The organism is Pseudomonas sp. B19125, from assembly GCF_044218855.1.
Classification (GTDB): Bacteria; Pseudomonadota; Gammaproteobacteria; order Pseudomonadales; family Pseudomonadaceae; genus Aquipseudomonas; species Aquipseudomonas edaphica.
Map to the genome: position 1 here is coordinate 96,167 of NZ_CP162589.1, position 17,323 is coordinate 113,489.

Annotated in this window: 13 protein-coding genes; 8 read left to right on the top strand and 5 right to left on the bottom strand. The window is 60.8% G+C overall.

Annotated elements, in window-relative coordinates; all coding sequences use genetic code 11:
- Window positions 1-23: 23 nt before the first annotated feature.
- A complete protein-coding gene (gene ompR, locus AB4P96_RS00465) occupies window positions 24-764 on the bottom strand; it encodes a two-component system response regulator OmpR (RefSeq protein WP_017135366.1) in 741 nt (246 codons plus the stop codon).
- Between the two features lie 357 nt (window positions 765-1,121).
- On the opposite strand from ompR, the gene AB4P96_RS00470 reads away from it, so the two are divergent.
- The 7 genes from AB4P96_RS00470 to tauD all read left to right on the top strand — a co-directional run bounded on the left by AB4P96_RS00470 (window position 1,122) and on the right by tauD (window position 9,345).
- A complete protein-coding gene (locus tag AB4P96_RS00470) occupies window positions 1,122-3,449 on the top strand; it encodes a Tex family protein (protein ID WP_395600404.1) in 2,328 nt (775 codons plus the stop codon).
- Window positions 3,449-3,832, top strand: a complete 384-nt coding sequence (locus AB4P96_RS00475; protein WP_017135364.1) for a PaaI family thioesterase — start codon at window positions 3,449-3,451, stop codon at window positions 3,830-3,832. The genes AB4P96_RS00470 and AB4P96_RS00475 overlap by 1 nt, the downstream gene beginning before the upstream one ends.
- Window positions 3,833-4,046: 214 nt before the next feature.
- The gene (gene gshA, locus AB4P96_RS00480; protein ID WP_395600405.1) at window positions 4,047-5,630 is read left to right on the top strand and encodes a glutamate--cysteine ligase; all 1,584 of its coding nucleotides are present in this window, start codon (window positions 4,047-4,049) and stop codon (window positions 5,628-5,630) included.
- 258 nt (window positions 5,631-5,888) lie between these two features.
- On the top strand, window positions 5,889-6,866 hold the full coding sequence (tauA, locus tag AB4P96_RS00485; protein WP_395600406.1) for a taurine ABC transporter substrate-binding protein: 978 nt from the start codon (window positions 5,889-5,891) through the stop codon (window positions 6,864-6,866).
- An 18-nt stretch (window positions 6,867-6,884) separates the two neighbouring features.
- Complete coding sequence (tauB, locus tag AB4P96_RS00490) at window positions 6,885-7,664, top strand: taurine ABC transporter ATP-binding subunit (RefSeq protein ID WP_017135361.1); 780 nt, start codon at window positions 6,885-6,887, stop codon at window positions 7,662-7,664.
- Window positions 7,661-8,497 (top strand): taurine ABC transporter permease TauC, encoded by an 837-nt coding sequence (tauC, locus tag AB4P96_RS00495; RefSeq protein ID WP_138449709.1) that lies wholly within the window; start codon window positions 7,661-7,663, stop codon window positions 8,495-8,497. Before tauB ends, tauC begins: the two co-directional genes overlap by 4 nt.
- Before the next feature lie 11 nt (window positions 8,498-8,508).
- A complete protein-coding gene (tauD, locus tag AB4P96_RS00500; protein WP_017135359.1) occupies window positions 8,509-9,345 on the top strand; it encodes a taurine dioxygenase in 837 nt (278 codons plus the stop codon).
- A gap of 733 nt (window positions 9,346-10,078) precedes the next feature.
- Here the strand turns inward: tauD and mgrA are convergent.
- The 4 genes from mgrA to epsC all read right to left on the bottom strand — a co-directional run bounded on the left by mgrA (window position 10,079) and on the right by epsC (window position 16,031).
- Entirely contained in the window at window positions 10,079-11,116 is a 1,038-nt protein-coding gene (gene mgrA / locus AB4P96_RS00505; protein ID WP_017135725.1) for an L-glyceraldehyde 3-phosphate reductase, read from the bottom strand.
- A 108-nt stretch (window positions 11,117-11,224) separates the two neighbouring features.
- Window positions 11,225-12,553, bottom strand: coding sequence for an OprD family outer membrane porin (locus tag AB4P96_RS00510; RefSeq protein ID WP_017135726.1), 1,329 nt, complete (start codon window positions 12,551-12,553; stop codon window positions 11,225-11,227).
- 211 nt (window positions 12,554-12,764) lie between these two features.
- A complete protein-coding gene (gene betT, locus AB4P96_RS00515) occupies window positions 12,765-14,726 on the bottom strand; it encodes a choline transporter BetT (protein ID WP_169986756.1) in 1,962 nt (653 codons plus the stop codon).
- 378 nt (window positions 14,727-15,104) lie between these two features.
- A complete protein-coding gene (epsC, locus tag AB4P96_RS00520; RefSeq protein WP_138449702.1) occupies window positions 15,105-16,031 on the bottom strand; it encodes a serine O-acetyltransferase EpsC in 927 nt (308 codons plus the stop codon).
- A 166-nt stretch (window positions 16,032-16,197) separates the two neighbouring features.
- Between epsC and AB4P96_RS00525 the strand changes: the two genes are divergently transcribed.
- Entirely contained in the window at window positions 16,198-17,193 is a 996-nt protein-coding gene (locus tag AB4P96_RS00525; protein WP_186617889.1) for a D-cysteine desulfhydrase, read from the top strand.
- The last annotated feature ends 130 nt before the right edge of the window (window positions 17,194-17,323 follow it).

Sequence of the window (17,323 nt, forward strand, 5' to 3'; positions counted from 1 at the left end):
TGCCCGCCCCTGCAAGTCATCGGTCACTTGGTTGCAGTGCCATCCGGCACAAACACATAACCCACGCCCCACACCGTCTGGATGTACCGCGGCTTGGCCGGGTCCGGCTCGATCATCCGGCGCAGACGCGAGATCTGCACGTCGATGGAGCGCTCCAGGGCGTCCCATTCGCGGCCACGGGCCAGGTTCATCAACTTGTCGCGGGTCAACGGCTGGCGAGCATTCATCACCAATGCCTTGAGCACGGCGAACTCGCCGGTGGTCAGCATGTGCACTTCTTCGCCACGCTTGAGTTCGCGGGTCGCCAGTGACAGCTCGTATTCGCCAAAGGTGACGCTCTCGTCTTCGCTGCCTGGCGCGCCCGGTACCGGCGGTGCCTGGCGACGCAATACGGCCTTGACCCGAGCCATCAACTCGTCAGGGTTGAACGGCTTGGCCAGGTAGTCATCAGCGCCCAGTTCCAGGCCCTTGATGCGGCTCAGCTCATCGCCCTTGGCGGTCAGCATGATGATGGGGATCTGGTTGTTCGCACCGCGCAGGCGCTTGCAGGCGGTAAGGCCGTCTTCGCCGGGCAGCATCAGGTCGAGTACGACCAGGTTGAACACTTCACGCCCCAACAGGCGGTCCATCTGCTCGGTGTTCGGCACCGCGCGGGCACGGTAGCCCTTGGAGTTGAAAAAACGTTCCAGCAGGCTGCTCAGCCCCGGATCGTCGTCAACGATGAGAATTTTTTCGCCTTCAGCAGTTTGTGCAGTGCTGCTCATTAGATGCTCCTCTTATCTCGGCGCGCATTATGGCGTAGCTGCCGTTATACGCACCGTGTGCATTGTTAGCAGATTTTTCCTCCACCGCCAGCGAACCCGCGTCCTACAACCACCGGCGCAGTACCCCCCAAGGGCAGAACGCTGGTTATAATGCGGCGCCTTCACGCAGGGCACTGTCAGACTTTACTGTTTGCAGCCTCAGCCGTTTTTTCAGCGCGGGGCAGCAATTTCCCGATTTCGAGGGTCAATAGGCAGCCTTTTGACCCAGGCAGCGGTGCCGCTGGCGCCGCTCAACCAGCCTCGCAACGCCTTGTTTTCCGGGCCTGCGAGCTGCTTTCAAGAATTTCAGGTGGTTTTATGGACAGCATCAACAGCCGCATTGCCGAGGAACTCGGTGTACGCCCACAACAGGTCGAAGCGGCCGTCGCGCTACTGGATGAAGGCTCCACGGTGCCTTTCATCGCCCGTTACCGTAAAGAAGTGACCGGCAGCCTCGACGACACCCAATTGCGTCACCTGGAAGAGCGCCTGCGCTACCTGCGAGAACTCGACGAACGGCGCATCAGCATCCTCGCCAGCATCGAGGAACAGGGCAAGTTGACCCCGCAACTGGAACGCGACATCAAGCTCGCCGACACCAAGACCCGCCTCGAAGACCTTTACCTGCCGTACAAACAGAAGCGCCGCACCAAGGGCCAGATCGCCCTGGAAGCCGGTTTGGGCGAGCTGGCCGACGGCCTGTTCAACGACCCGTCGCTGGCCCCGGAAGCCGAAGCCGCGCGCTTTATCGATGCCGAAAAAGGCGTCGCCGACGTCAAGGCCGCCCTCGAAGGTGCCAAGTACATCCTCATGGAGCGTTTCGCTGAAAACGCCGGCCTGCTGGAAAAACTGCGCACCTACCTCAAGCAGGAAGCCATTCTCAGTGCTCGCGTTATCGCCGGCAAAGAGGAAGAAGGCGCCAAATTCCGCGATTATTTCGAGCACGACGAGCCGCTCAAGAGCATGCCGTCGCACCGTGCACTGGCGATTTTCCGGGGTCGCAACGAGGGCATTCTCAGCTCGGCGCTGAAAGTCGGCGACGAATTGCCGGGCACCATGCACCCGTGCGAAGGCATGATCGGGCAACAATTCGGCATCCAGAATCAGAACCGTCCTGCGGACAAGTGGCTCGGTGAAGTCGTGCGCTGGACCTGGAAGGTCAAGCTCTACACCCACCTGGAAACCGACCTGCTCGGCGAGTTGCGCGACGGCGCCGAAACCGAGGCGATCAACGTGTTCGCTCACAACCTGCACGACCTGCTGCTGGCCGCACCGGCCGGCCCGCGCGCCACGTTGGGCCTCGACCCGGGCTTGCGTACCGGCTGCAAGGTTGCGGTGGTCGACTCCACCGGCAAGCTGCTGGACCACGCCACCGTGTACCCGCACGTGCCGCACAACAAGTGGGACCAGACCCTCGCCACTCTGGCCGCCCTGTGCGCCAAGCACGCCGTGGACCTGATCGCCATCGGCAACGGCACCGCCAGCCGTGAAACCGATAAGCTGGCCGCCGAGCTGATCAAAAAATACCCCGCCATGAAGATGACCAAGGTCATGGTTTCCGAGGCCGGCGCTTCGGTGTACTCGGCGTCGGAACTGGCTTCCAAGGAATTCCCGGACCTCGACGTGTCGATCCGTGGCGCCGTCTCCATTGCTCGCCGCCTGCAGGACCCGCTGGCAGAGCTGGTGAAGATCGACCCTAAATCCATTGGTGTCGGCCAGTACCAGCACGACGTGTCGCAGCTGAAACTGGCGCGCGGCCTGGATGCGGTGGTGGAAGACTGCGTGAACAAGGTGGGTGTGGACGTAAACACCGCCTCGGTCGCGCTGCTGGCGCGTATTTCCGGGCTTAACACCACCCTGGCGCAGAACATCGTCACCCACCGCGACGAAAACGGTGCGTTCAAAACCCGCGCCGCGCTGAAGAAAGTCGCACGCCTGGGCGAAAAAACCTTTGAACAGGCCGCCGGCTTCCTACGGGTCATGAACGGCGATAACCCGCTGGACTCGTCTGCGGTTCACCCGGAAGCCTACCCGCTGGTGCAGCGTATTGCCGCCGAGACCGACCGCGATATCCGTTCGCTGATCGGTGACGCCGCGTTCCTCAAGCGCCTGGACCCGAAGAAGTACACCGACGAAACCTTCGGTGTGCCGACCATCACCGACATCCTGCAAGAGCTGGAAAAACCTGGCCGCGACCCGCGTCCCGAGTTCAAGACCGCTGAGTTCCAGGACGGCGTTGAAGACCTCAAGGACCTGCAACCGGGCATGATCCTCGAAGGCGTGGTCACCAACGTGACCAACTTTGGCGCCTTTGTGGATATCGGCGTGCATCAGGACGGTTTGGTGCACATCTCTGCGCTTTCGGAGAAGTTCATCAAGGATCCACGCGAAGCGGTAAAAGCCGGTGACGTGGTCAAGGTCAAGGTCATGGAAGTCGATATCCCGCGCAAACGCGTGGGTCTGTCGATGCGCATGAGCGACACCCCAGGCGAGAAAATCGACGGCGCCCGTGGTGCACGCCCAGGCTCGGCCCCGCGCCAATCCCAGGGTAACGCGCCGCGTAAAGAGCCCACCGCCACGGCCGCACCGAGCTACAACGCCATGGCGTCGTTGTTCGCCAACGCCAAGCAGTTGAAGAAACGCTGATGGAAATCCCGGCCGGTTTGACCCAGAGCGCGTTCAGCGAACTGATCGGCTGCCGCCTGCAACGCCTGGACGAGGGCGTTGCCGAGGTGGCCCTGACCCTGGAGCCGCAACTGCGCAACCGCGCGGGCAAGCTCCATGGCGGGGCGATTTTCAGCCTGGTCGACATCACCATGGGGCTGGCCTGTTCCAGCGCCCATGGATTTGACCAGCAGAGCGCGACCATCGAGTGCAAGATCAACTATATCCGCGCCGTCGAAGACGGTGATGTGCTGTGCACCAGCCGGGTGATTCACGCCGGCAGACGCACGTTGGTGGTGGAAGCCGATGTGTATCAAGGCGAAAGACTTGTCGCAAAAGCACAAGGCACCTTCGCTGTCCTCTAGCTCCCCGCCCTCGATTTGAGTTAATTTCGGCGCTGCGACAACAGCGTCGGAATTTTCTTGCTGCGCTATAGCCCAATTCATGGAGTGAAGTAGGCTTTTTCAATGTGAGCCAAATCGACTCTAAACCAGGCGATAACGCCAGTTTCAACTTCACCCTTGTAGACCGTCCTGCCCACCCCCATATTGGGGCGACTGACGCGTGAAGGAATCCAACTTGAGCGAACTTCTCAACCGCCGCCTGGCCCTGCTCGGCAAGCGCGAACACCTCTCCCTGCTAGAGCAATGCTTGCACGGCATCGAGCGTGAATGCCTACGCGTCACCGGTGAGGGTCGCCTGGCACAAACGCCGCATCCAGAAGCCCTGGGCGCCGCGTTGACCAATGAATTGATCACCACCGACTACTCGGAATCGCTGCTGGAGTTCATCACTCCCGCCCTGCCCAACCCGGCCGACACCCTGAGCAGCCTGGACAAGATCCATCGGTTTGCCTACAGCAAGCTCGGCAGCGAGTACCTGTGGAGCCCTTCGATGCCGTGCCCGTTGCCGGCCGAGGAAGATATTCCGATCGCCTACTACGGCACCTCCAATATCGGCCAGCTCAAGTACGTGTACCGCAAGGGCCTGGCCCTGCGTTACGGCAAGACCATGCAGTGCATCGCCGGCATCCACTACAACTTTTCCCTGCCGGAACAGCTGTGGCCGTTGCTCAAGGAGACTGAAGGCTTCGTCGGCACCGACCGCGACTACCAGTCCACCGCCTACATCGCGCTGATCCGTAACTTCCGCCGCTACAGCTGGCTGCTGATGTACCTGTTTGGTGCTTCACCGGCCCTGGACGCGGGCTTCCTGCGCGGTCGTTCGCACCAACTTGAAGTGCTGGACGCCGACACGCTGTACTTGCCGTACGCCACCAGCCTGCGCATGAGCGACCTGGGTTACCAAAGCAACGCCCAGGCTGGGCTGACGCCGTGCTACAACGACTTGAACAGCTACACCGACAGCCTGCGCGAAGCGGTGGCAACGCCCTACGCGCCTTACGTCGAAATCGGCACCCATAAGGATGGTGAATGGGTGCAGCTCAACACCAACATCCTGCAGATCGAAAACGAGTACTACTCCAACATCCGCCCCAAGCGCGTGACCTACACCGGCGAGCGGCCGATCCAGGCGCTGATGGCCCGTGGCATCCAGTACATCGAAGTGCGCTGCCTGGACATCAACCCGTTCCTGCCGATGGGCATCGACCTGCCGGAGTCGCGTTTCCTTGATGCGTTCCTGCTGTACTGCGCGTTGAACGACAGCCCGCTGTTCGCCAACAACGAGTGTGGCAATGCCACCTCCAACTTCCTCAGTGTGGTCAAGGAAGGCCGTCGCCCAGGCCTGCAATTGCAGCGTGAAGGCCAGGCGGTGGACATGAAGGAATGGGCCACCGAGCTGCTGGAGAAGATCGCCCCGCTGGCGGCCTTGCTGGATGAGAGCCATGGCATCACCGAGCACAGCCAGGCGCTGGACGCTCAGTTGGCGAAGGTCAAGGACGCGTCCCTGACGCCGTCGGCCCAAGTGCTGGCAACGATGGCCGAGCGCAAAGAGAGTTTTGCGCAGTTCTCCCTGCACCAGAGCGAGGTTCACGCCGCGCACTTCCGTCAGGAGCCTTTACCGGCCGAGGAGCAGGCACGCTTTGAAGAGTTGGCACGTAAGTCGCTGGCTCAGCAGGTGGAGCTTGAGCAAAACGAAGTGGGCGACTTTGACGTGTTTGTCGGCTCGTACCAGGCAAGCATTCTGGCGATCAGTAACTAAAGCATCACGCCATCTCCTGTGGGACCTGGGTTGTGTGGGAGCTGGCTTGCCTGCGATGCAAACACCTCGGTGTATCTGTGATACCCAGGTGATGCTATCGCAGGCAAGCCAGCTCCCACATTTGCCTTCATTGGGTTGAAGATTGCGCTCACTCTTCTCCTCATAAGCTAATTCGAAAATGTTATTTATTTTCGAGTTCTTAGATCATTTAGTCTCCTCACACGCCGACCCTCGGCCGCCTGATTGAGGAGCTTCCCCTTGAAACTGCTTACCCCATTGCGCCTCTTGGCCGCATTGTCCCTGGCCGGTGCCAGCCTGTTTGCCCAGGCGGCAGATGTGACCATTGCTTACCAGACCACCGTAGACCCGGCGAAAGTCGCCCAGGCCGACGGTGCGTATGAAAAAGCAACCAACGCCAGGATCGACTGGCGCAAATTCGACAATGGCGCCGACATCATCGCCGCCATTGCTTCCGGCGACGTCCAGATTGGCTACCTCGGTTCCAGCCCGCTGACCGCTGCGGTAACGCGCAAAGTACCCGTTGAAACCTTCCTGGTCGCCACCCAGATCGGCGCCGCCGAAGCGCTGGTAGCGCGCAATGGTTCGGGGATCAACAGCCCACAGGACCTGGTCGGCAAAAAGATTGCCGTGCCTTTCGTGTCTACCGGCCACTACAGCCTGTTGGCAGCGCTGAAACACTGGAACATCGACCCTTCCAAAGTGACCATCCTCAACCTCGCACCACCGGCAATCATTGCGGCGTGGAAGCGCGGTGATATCGACGCGACTTACGTGTGGGACCCGGCCCTGGGCGTTGCCAAGGAAAACGGCAAAGTGCTGATCACCTCCGGCGAACTGGCCAAGTTCGGCGCGCCCACCTTCGATGCCTGGATCGTGCGCAAAGACTTCGCCGAAAAACACCCGGAAATCGTCACGTCCTTCGCCAAAGTCACCCTGGACGCCTACGCCGCCTACCGCAAAGACCCACAGGCCTGGCTGGCCGACAAAGGCAACGTCGACAAGCTGGTGAAGCTCTCCGGCGCCAAGGCCAGTGATATCCCACTGCTGCTGCAAGGCAACGTCTATCCGCTGGCCGCTGACCAAGTAACCCTGCTGGGCGCACCGACTACCAAGGCTGTAACCGACACCGCCGCGTTCCTCAAGGAACAAGGCAAAGTCGACGCCGTGCTGCCGGACTACGCCCCTTACGTCAGCGCCAAGTTCATCACTAACTGATTCAAGGAGCTCATCGCGATGGCCTTGCTACAACTGGAGCGCATCAGCGCACAGTACCCAGGCGCCACAGAACCGGTACTGTCCGATATTTCACTCGACCTTGGGCCTCAGCAATTGCTGGTGGCCCTCGGCCCGTCCGGCAGTGGCAAGACTTCGCTGTTGAACCTGATTGCCGGCTTCGTCGAACCTTCTGCCGGGCGTATCACCCTCGATGGCGTACCGGTCAAAGGCCCGAGCGCCGAACGCGGCGTGGTATTCCAGGACGACGCTCTGCTGCCCTGGCAGGACGTGCTGGCCAACGTCGGCTTCGGCCTGGAACTGGCCGGTGTGCCCAAGGCACAACGCGAAGTGCGCGCCCGGGAAATGCTCGCACTCGTCGATTTGGCCGGTTTCGACAGCCGCCGTATCTGGCAGCTTTCCGGTGGCCAGAAGCAACGCGTCGGCCTGGCCCGCGCGCTGGCGGCTGACCCTCGCGTGCTGCTGATGGACGAGCCTTTCGGCGCCCTCGATGCCTTCACCCGCGAACAGATGCAGGAGTTGCTCCTGCAAGTCTGGCGGCGCACGGCCAAGCCGGTGTTCCTGATTACCCATGACATCGAAGAAGCGGTATTTCTCGCCACCGACCTGATCCTGCTGGCGCCCAACCCAGGCCAGATCGTCGAGCGCCTGCACCTGGACTTCGGTCAACGCTACGCCGCCGGTGAATCGGCGCGGGCGATCAAGTCCGACCCGCGCTTTATCGAAACCCGTGAACACGTGCTGGGCAAAGTGTTCTCGCAACGGCAGGTGCCTGCATGAGCAGCTACGAACTTCCCGCCACGGCCGCCAAGCCGGTAGCGCACAAGGTTATTCCAGTACGTCGTAGCCTGAGCACACGCTGGATCAGCGTACTCACCCTTGTCGCCTTGCTGGTAATCTGGTGGGCCGTCACCGCCACTGGCTTGATCGAACCGTTGTTCCTGCCGCCACCTTCCGCCGTGCTGCAAAAAGGCTGGCTGCTGGCGACCACCGGCTATATGGATTCCACCTTGTGGCAGCACCTGGGCGCGAGCCTCACGCGCATCGGCCTGGGCCTGGGCTTTGCGGTACTGACCGCCGTGCCGGTGGGGATTGCCATCGGTGCCAACCGCATTGCCCGTGGCATCCTCGACCCGCTGATCGAGTTCTATCGGCCGATTCCGCCCCTGGCTTACCTGCCGCTGATCGTGATCTGGTGCGGCATCGGTGAGCTGTCCAAGGTATTGCTGATTTACCTGGCGATCTTTGCGCCTATCGCCATCGCCACCGCGACCGGCGTGCGCACGGTCGACCCGGCCAAACTGCGTGCCGCGCAGTCGTTGGGCGCCACCCGCGCCCAGTTGATTCGCCATGTGATCCTGCCGAGCGCGCTGCCCGACATCCTTACCGGCGTGCGCATCGGCCTGGGTGTGGGTTGGTCGACCCTGGTTGCCGCCGAGCTGATCGCCGCCACCAGCGGCCTGGGCTTTATGGTGCAGTCGGCGGCGCAGTTCCTGGTCACCGACGTGGTGGTGCTGGGGATTCTGGTGATCGCCCTGATTGCCTTCGCCATGGAAATGGGCCTGCGTGCCCTGCAGCGCAAATTAGTGCCTTGGCATGGCCAGGCACATTGAGTGAGAACCGCATGAGCAGCCTGACCGTTACGCCAATAAGCACCGCCCTGGGCGCCCTGATCAGTGGCGTCGATATCACCCAACCGTTGAGCCTCCAAGAACGTGACGCCATTGAGCAGGCGCTGCTCAGCCACTCGGTGCTGTTCTTCCGTGGCCAAGCCGTCACGCCGCAGCAACAGGCGCGGTTTGCGGCAAATTTTGGCGACCTGCATATTCACCCGATCTACCCCAACGTGCCGGAGCAGCCCGAAGTGCTGATCCTCGACACTGCCGTGACTGACGTGCGCGACAACGCCGTATGGCACACCGACGTGACCTTCCTGCCGACGCCGGCGCTCGGCGCGGTGCTCAGCGCCAAACTGCTGCCGGCCTTTGGTGGCGACACGTTGTGGGCCAGTGGCATTGCGGCGTATGAAGCCCTGTCGGAACCCTTCAAGCGCCTGCTCGACGGCCTCACGGCGACTCATGATTTCACCAAATCCTTCCCGCTGGAGCGCTTTGGCAACACCGCCGAAGACCTGGCGCGCTGGGAAGAGACCCGCAAGAAGAATCCCCCCCTGTCACACCCGGTGGTGCGCACGCATCCGGTCAGCGGGCGTAAGTCGCTGTTTGTCAGTGACGGCTTCACCACCAAAATCAACGAGCTGGAGCCGACGGAAAGCGAGGCCATACTCAAGCTGCTGTTTGCCCACGCAACACGGCCGGAATTCACCATTCGCTGGCGCTGGCAGGAGAACGACGTGGCGTTCTGGGACAACCGCGTGACCCAGCACTACGCCGTGGATGACTACCGTCCGCAACGGCGCGTGATGCATCGCGCCACAATCCTGGGCGACGTCCCCTTCTAAACCAGGCACAACCTCTGAATCAATGAAGATCAAAATGTGGGAGCTGGCTTGCCTGCGATAGCGGTGGACCAGCCACAACTTAATCGACTGACACACCGCCTTCGCGGGCAAGCCCGGCTCCCACATTGACCGCGTACTGACGAATGAATTTGCCACACTGAAGATCAAAATATGGGAGCTGGCTTGCCTGCGATAGCGGTGGACCAGCCACAACTTAATCGACTGACACACCGCCTTCGCGGGCAAGCCCGGCTCCCACATTGACCGCGTACTGCCGAATGAATTTGCCACACTGAAGATCAAAATGTGGGAGCTGGCTTGCCTGCGATAGCGGTGGACCAGCCACTACTTCATCGACTGATGCACCGCCATCGCGGGCAAGCCCGGCTCCCACATTGACCGCGTACTGCCGAGTGAATTTGCCACACTGAAGATCAAAATGTGGGAGCTGGCTTGCCTGCGATAGCGGTGGACCAGCCACTACTTCATCGACTGGCACACAGCCATCGCGGGCAAGCCCGGCTCCCACATTGGCCGAGTACAACCGAGTGAATTTGCCACACTGAAGATCAAAATGTGGGAGCTGGCTTGCCTGCGATAGCGGCGTACCAGCCCATGCATTCATCGACTGACACACCGCCTTCGCGGGCAAGCCCGGCTCCCACATTGACCGCGTACTGCCGAGTGAATTTGCCATACTGAAGATCAAAATGTGGGAGCGGGTTGTACCGGCTTATTCAGCAGTGGACGGTTTTTCCCACAGGTTAATCCCGCCTTCCTGCGCAAACCGATCAATCTCCGCCAGTTCTTCCGCGCTGAAGCTCAGGTTCTTCAACGCGCCAACGTTTTCAATGATCTGCTCCGGCCGGCTCGCACCAATCAAGGCACTGGTCACCCGTGGGTCACGCAGGGTCCAGGCCAGGGCCAGTTGCGCGAGGCTCTGGCCACGGCGCTTGGCGATTTCATTCAACCCGCGCACATGGGCAATGTTCGCTTCAGACAAGTGCTTGGCCTGCAACGAGCCGCCACCTGGGCGGTTGACCCGCGCATCGGCTGGCACGCCGTTGAGGTACTTGTCGGTGAGCAAACCCTGGGCCAGTGGTGTGAAAGCAATCACCCCTGCGCCAAGTTCGTCGGTGGTATCCAGCAGGTCTTTTTCAATCCAGCGGTTGAGCAGGTTGTAGGCCGGCTGGTGGATCAGCAACGGCACTTTCCACTCTTTGAGCAGCGCCGCCATTTCGCGGGTTTTCACCCCGGAATAAGACGAGATACCGATGTACAACGCCTTACCCTGTTGCACGGCAGTGGCAAGGGCGCTGGCGGTTTCTTCCAACGGGGTGTCGGCGTCAAAACGGTGAGAGTAGAAAATATCCACGTAGTCGACGCCCAAGCGTTGCAGGCTCTGGTCCAGGCTCGCCAGTACGTATTTGCGCGACCCGCCACCCTGGCCGTAAGGGCCGGGCCACATGTCCCAGCCGGCTTTGCTGGAAATGATCAGCTCGTCGCGGTAGTGCTTGAAGTCTTCACGCAGCAAACGGCCGAAGTTGATCTCGGCGCTGCCATACGGTGGGCCGTAGTTGTTGGCCAGGTCGAAGTGGTTGATCCCCAGGTCAAACGCAGTGCGCAGCAGGGCGCGCTGGGTGTCAATCGGGGTGCTGTCGCCAAAGTTGTGCCACAGCCCCAGGGACAGTGCCGGCAGCACCAACCCACTGCGACCTACGCGGCGGTACGGGATAGATTCATAGCGGTTTTCGGCAGCAATGTAAGTCATCGAATCCTCTCTTGGACGTAGGCAAATAAGGCCCGGGAATAAGGTTATTCCCAGGCCTTTTAACCAGCTGAATCGCTTAAGCCTGCCGTTCCGTTCTACAGCAATTTCCTACCAGAGTGGAACGACGTAGCTGACATAAAAGCGATTTTCATCTTGAACGGTGGCACCGGTAATATCCGGGCTGGCGTGGGCATTTTTCCAGGTCACGCCCAGGCCCTTGAGGGTGCCGGTCGGTACTTGGTAAGCCACGGCAATGTTGCGTTCCCACTCGCTGGTGGTGCCTTGTACGGTGCGGATGTCATCACCGTGGGCATAGGCCGCCGAGAACGTCAGGCCGGTAAGGCCCAGCTTACCGAAGTCATACTTGTACTGCGCAAGCCAAGTGCGCTCACCGGCGTGTTGAAATTTATTCAACTGCATGTTGGTGAGCGCCGGGGTGTCTGCGCCTGAGCCCGGCCCTTGGCGGTTGTCGCCGCTGTTGAGGCCGGAATCGAGGTACGGGAAGTCGCTGTCACCGCTGTTTTTCTGGATGCCCAAGCCGACGGTGTGACCATCCAGGCTGTAGCTCTCCAGCAAGCTGGCGGTGGTTTGGTTGATGCGGCCCTTGCTGGTGCCGTCGCCATACAGACCGGCGCCGGTAAAGTCTTTATCGCCGTCGGCGTTGGCGCCTACACCAAGGCTGCGGAACACACGCACGTCGGTGTCGATGGCGCCCACGGACAACGCGTCATGACGCTTGGCGCCGAGGAAGAACTGCTGGTAGTAATCCTCAAGGTTGGAGTACCACAGGCTCACGGTGGTGTTCTGGATGCCGGTGTAATCCGCACCGCCGAACAGGAAGCGATCGCTTTCTCGGGTGCCGCCGGCGGTGATCATGCCTTGGTCGCCGGTTTCGTTGCGGATCTTGGTCTTGAAGATATCGCCGCCGGTGAAGGTGAAGTCGCTGAGGTCCTTGGAGACCAGTTGCACGCCGGTGTTGGTCTGCTGGTACAGGCGGCCGTCGGTGTTGGCCAGTACCGGGTTGTTGCCATACAGCGTGCCAACCCGCAGTTCATCTTTGGCGAAACGCATCTTGAAGGTCGGGCTGAGTACACCGAACTGGTCGGCGGATTTGCCGTTGTCCAACGGGAACATGCTGCCTGGGTAACGGCCCTGGTGATCCTTGTCGTTGAGGTCGCCGCCGGAGTCGAGTTTCAAGCCGTAAAACGCCTGCAAGTCCAGGCCAAAACCTACCGGGCCTTCGGTGTAGCCGGACTTGAAGTTGAACTCGAAACCCTGGCCCCAATCCCGCACGCTATGCGCCTTGGCGTTGCTGCCCACCACATCACGACCTTGCTGGTTGAGATAGCGGTTGAGCAGGGTCACGTCGGCGTGGCTGTCGTCGATAAAATCGGCATGGGCGGACAGCATAAAGCTCGCCATGGCGGCACCTACCATGGGGCTTATTAACGTCTTCATTGTTACCGGTCTCCGTCACTGTTCTGAAATGAAAGCGTCAAACGCTTCACACAATTACGCAGTGGCCAGATGACAGTTCGGAGTCAAAACGCTTAGTTCACGAATGAAATTAAGTTTAAGAAAGCCTTTAATTACACGGGTTTGCGGGCATTTGATCGTTCCCACGCGGAGCGTGGGAACGATCGGTGGGTCAGCGCACCAGGTGCAGGAACTGCAGGTGGCGCTCGTACTGGTCGAGGATGTCGTTGATGATCTGCTCCTTGGTGTAGCCGACCAGATCGTAGTCCTGGCTGCCCTCACTCAAGTGCACTTCCGCGCGGTAATAGCGGCGGTTGTTGATCTCTTTGGAACCCATGCCACCCCGGGCAAACGACGGCGTGAAGTAACCGCGCATCTGCACCTGGTAAACGAATGGATGCTCCTCGCCATGCCCGATTTCCAGGCTGACGCTGTCGTTGGACGGGTCCGGCTGAGTCACCACATTCAGGCCTTTCTCGACAAACACCGCCGTCACTTCTTCGATCGCCGGGCGCACCGTCGATTCGAGGAAACGGTACACCTCATCACGTGACGGGAAGTGCACAGCCTGGCTCAAACGCTGGCGCCAACCGCCTCGGCCTTTGCGCGCCGCCGACACCGGTGCCAGCGAATGCAACTGGGCAATCTGTTTCTGCGATTCGAGGTAGAAGGCCTTGTGCAGCCCCCACATCATCAGCAGCAAAATCAGCGAGAACGGCAACGAAGTCAGCACCACCGCCGACTTGAGCGAGTCGATACTGCCGGCAAACAGCAACGCACTGGTGACCAGCGCCGTCATTGCGCCCCAGAACACCCGCAGCCATTTCGGCCCGTCTTCATCGGCGTTGCCGCCTTTGGACGAAAGCGTCGACAGCACTACAGTGCCGGAATCCGCCGAAGTGACGAAGAACACGAAGCTGATAAACACCGTGACGGCGATCACCGTCTTGCTCCACGGGTAGGTTTCCAGCAGCAAGTAGAGGCTCATCGAAGGGTCATCGATGGCCGACTGGCCCAACGCGGTCATGCCGTGGTTGAGCACCTGGTCGATGGCGCTGTTGCCGAAGATCGACATCCACGCCAGGGTGAAGCCCAGCGGAATCAGCAGTACGCCGAAGACGAACTCGCGGATGGTCCGACCACGGGAAATACGCGCGATGAACAGGCCCACGAACGGCGACCATGCGATCCACCAGGCCCAGTAGAACACCGTCCAACCGCCCAGCCAGTCGCTGGGTTTGTCGTAGGCGTACACATCGAAGCTCTTGGTCGGCAAGGCGCCGAGGTAGTCACCGATGTTCTGGATCAAGGTGTTGAGCAAGTGCTGGGTGGGGCCTGCGAACAACACAAACAGCAGCAGCGCACAGGCCAGCAGCATGTTGATGTCGGACATCACTCGCACGCCCTTGTCGACGCCGGCGACGGCAACCAGGATCGCGGCGCCCATCATCAAGGTGATCAGGCCGACCTGGATCCACTGCGTATGCGCGATGCCAAACAGGTAGTCGAGACCGGAGTTGAGGTGCAACACGCCAAAACCCATATCGGCGCCCAGGCCGAACACCGTGGCGATGATGCCGAAGCCGTCCACCGCATAACCGATGGGGCCGTTGATGCGCTTGCCGATCAATGGGTACAGCGCCGAACGCAGCGCCAGCGGCAGGTTATGCCGGTAGGCGAAGTACGCCAGGGCCATGCCGACAAAGGCAAACACGCCCCAGCCATGCAGACCCCAGTGCAGAAACAGGATCTGCATGGCCTGGCGAGCCGCATCGGCATTCATCGGCGCGCCCTGAGGCGGCTGCACCAGGTGCGTCAATGGCTCGGAGACGCAGAAGAAAAACAGCGTGATGCTGATCCCCGCGGCGAACAGCATGCCGGCCCAGGACAGGTAACTGAATTCGGGCTCGTCGTGGTCGGCACCGAGTTTTATCTTGCCGTAGCCCGATAGCGCGGTGACCACCACGAAGACCAGATACAGCGTCATCGCGAGCATGTAGTACCAGCCGACCGTGTTGGCCGCCCAGTTTTGCGCTGCCAGCAGCCAGGCACCGGCCTGTTGCGGAATAGCGATGACAGTGATGCCAAACAGCAGAATGAAGGTTGCGGCAAAGTAGAAAACCGGCGCATTCATGCGCACCAGGCCGCTGGATGGGGTGGACGATGCACTCATGAACGATGCACCCCGAAGGTGTGTGATGTGGCTGTAAATAACGGACTCAGCAAAGGTAAGCCTCCTGTTGTGAGCGGGCAGCGAACCACCGGGTTTAACTTGAACGAGCATTCAAGTTAAACATAGGTAGGCGGTTTTGGACTAATCGCAGGGCTGAGTGGTAGACAATTCCTACACTAGCTCAAGGATTGGTATGACGGGCGCGAGAGGTAAATCGTTCAGCGATTACCGGTCTAATTTGAAATGCGGTTAACCCTGTGGGAGCTGGCTTGTCGGGTCGCAGCGATGCGGCGACCCGACAAGCCAGCTCCCACAGTTGATCGGTGTTTGGCTCAAATACTATTTCTGCGCACCGTCGTCATGCTGCAAATTCGCCTGCGTGATGTTCGCCCCCGCCGGCACGCTGCGGGTCAGCCACACATTGCCGCCGATGGTCGAGCCCTTGCCGATGGTGATGCGCCCCAGGATCGTCGCCCCGGCGTAAATCACCACATCGTCCTCAACGATCGGGTGGCGTGGATGGCCTTTCTGCAACTGCCCGTCCTCATCCGCCGGGAAGCGCTTGGCGCCCAACGTCACGGCCTGGTAGATGCGCACGCGCTCGCCGATGATCGCGGTCTCGCCGATCACCACACCTGTCCCGTGGTCGATAAAGAAACTCGGACCGATCTGCGCACCAGGGTGAATATCGATGCCGGTGGCCGAGTGAGCAATCTCTGCACTGATCCGCGCCAGCAACGGCAGCCCGGCGCGGTACAGATGGTGCGCCAGGCGATGGTGAATCACCGCCAGAATCCCCGGATAGCACAGCAGCACTTCATCCACACTGCGCGCAGCCGGGTCGCCGTGGTAGGCGGCGAGCACATCGGTGTCCAACAGGCTGCGCAGCGAGGGCAAGGCCAGCGCGAAATCCTGGATCAGGCGGATGGCCAGGGCATCGACCTCGCTGTCATCCCTTGCGCCCTGGCGCGCGGCGTAGCGCAGCTCCAGGCGGGCCTGGGCGAGCAAGGCATTCAGGGCGACGTCGAGGGTATGGCCGACGTAAAAATCTTCACTTTCTTCACGCAGGTCCACCGGGCCCAGGCGCATCGGGAACAGCGCGCCGCACAGCGCTTCAAGAATCTGCGCCACCGCCTCGCGGGACGGCAACTCGCGGCCACCGTGTTCGCCACTCAGGCGGCCATTGCGCGTTCGCCACTGGTCCCGGGCGCTGCGCAGCTCGCTGACGATGGTCTGTAATTGCCAATGACTGGAACGCTCACTCACGGTATTCACTCCTGACGAAATGGCCATCACTTTACGGTATGCACCCTGGCCACCCTTAAGAACCAATGGTGTGATGCTAAGAACTATCCGGAATAAGCGATTGGCGGTTGCCGGTTGAAAAGTGCCTGCCTATAGTCGCCCCATCACTTAGCCACTGTATGTCGCCATGATCAAACAACAGCTCGACCGTTTTAACCGCCTGGAACTGCTGGGCGGCGCCACCGCCCTGGAAAAACTCGAGCGGCTGTCGGCCTGGCTGGGCAGGGACATTTACGTCAAGCGCGACGACACCACGCCGCTGGCCATGGGCGGCAACAAGCTGCGCAAGCTTGAATACCTGGCCGCCGATGCCATCGCCCAGGGCGCCGACACCCTGGTGACCGCCGGCGCCATCCAATCCAACCATGTGCGCCAGACCGCCGCGCTGGCCGCCAAGCTTGGCCTGGGCTGCGTGGCGCTGCTGGAAAACCCCACCGGCACCGAAGACCCCAACTACCTCGGCAACGGCAACCGCCTGCTGCTGGAGTTGTTCGACGCCAAAGTCGAATTGGTCGAGAACCTCGATAACGTCGACGACCAACTCAACGCCCTTGCCGACCGCCTGCGCAGCAACGGCAAGAAGCCCTACCTCGTCCCCATCGGCGGCTCCAATGCCTTGGGTGCCTTGGGTTACGTGCGCGCCGGGCTGGAGCTGGCCGGGCAGATCGAAGACAGCGGCATTGAGTTCGCCGCCGTGGTGCTGGCCTCGGGCAGCGCGGGCACCCATAGCGGCCTCGCGCTGGCGTTGAGTGAAGTGCTGCCGAACCTGCCGGTGGTGGGCATTACCGTGTCGCGCACCGAAGAAGCCCAGTTCCCGAAAGTACAGGGTCTGGCCGAACGCACCGCCGAGTTGCTGGGCGTGGACATTCCCGAAGCCTTCAAAGTGATCCTGTGGGACGAATATTTCGGCCCGCGCTACGGCGAACCGAACGCCGGCACCCTGGCGGCGGTCAAGCTATTAGCCAGCCAGGAAGGCTTGCTGCTGGACCCGGTCTACACCGGCAAGGCCATGGCCGGTTTGCTCGATGGCATCGGGCGTCAGCGGTTTGAGGACGGCCCGATCATTTTCCTGCACACCGGCGGGGCACCGGCGTTGTTTGCGTATGACTCGGTGCTTAACTGAATAAACACCGATCAAAATGTGGGAGCTGGCTTGCCTGCGATAGCGGTTCGTCAGCTACAAATGTGTTGGCTGATACACCGTTATCGCAGGCAAGCCAGCTCCCACATTAGATCAACCCCATATTCAAAAA

Excerpts from the sequence above, each read along its gene's own strand:
- ompR (WP_017135366.1), bottom strand. The coding sequence starts at position 764 with ATGAGCAGCACTGCACAAACTGCTGAAGGCGAAAAAATTCTCATCGTT.
- AB4P96_RS00470 (WP_395600404.1), top strand. The coding sequence starts at position 1,122 with ATGGACAGCATCAACAGCCGCATTGCCGAGGAACTCGGTGTACGCCCA.
- AB4P96_RS00475 (WP_017135364.1), top strand. The coding sequence starts at position 3,449 with ATGGAAATCCCGGCCGGTTTGACCCAGAGCGCGTTCAGCGAACTGATC.
- tauB (WP_017135361.1), top strand. The coding sequence starts at position 6,885 with ATGGCCTTGCTACAACTGGAGCGCATCAGCGCACAGTACCCAGGCGCC.
- tauC (WP_138449709.1), top strand. The coding sequence starts at position 7,661 with ATGAGCAGCTACGAACTTCCCGCCACGGCCGCCAAGCCGGTAGCGCAC.
- tauD (WP_017135359.1), top strand. The coding sequence starts at position 8,509 with ATGAGCAGCCTGACCGTTACGCCAATAAGCACCGCCCTGGGCGCCCTG.
- mgrA (WP_017135725.1), bottom strand. The coding sequence starts at position 11,116 with ATGACTTACATTGCTGCCGAAAACCGCTATGAATCTATCCCGTACCGC.
- AB4P96_RS00510 (WP_017135726.1), bottom strand. The coding sequence starts at position 12,553 with ATGGTAGGTGCCGCCATGGCGAGCTTTATGCTGTCCGCCCATGCCGAT.
- betT (WP_169986756.1), bottom strand. The coding sequence starts at position 14,726 with ATGAATGCGCCGGTTTTCTACTTTGCCGCAACCTTCATTCTGCTGTTT.
- AB4P96_RS00525 (WP_186617889.1), top strand. The coding sequence starts at position 16,198 with ATGATCAAACAACAGCTCGACCGTTTTAACCGCCTGGAACTGCTGGGC.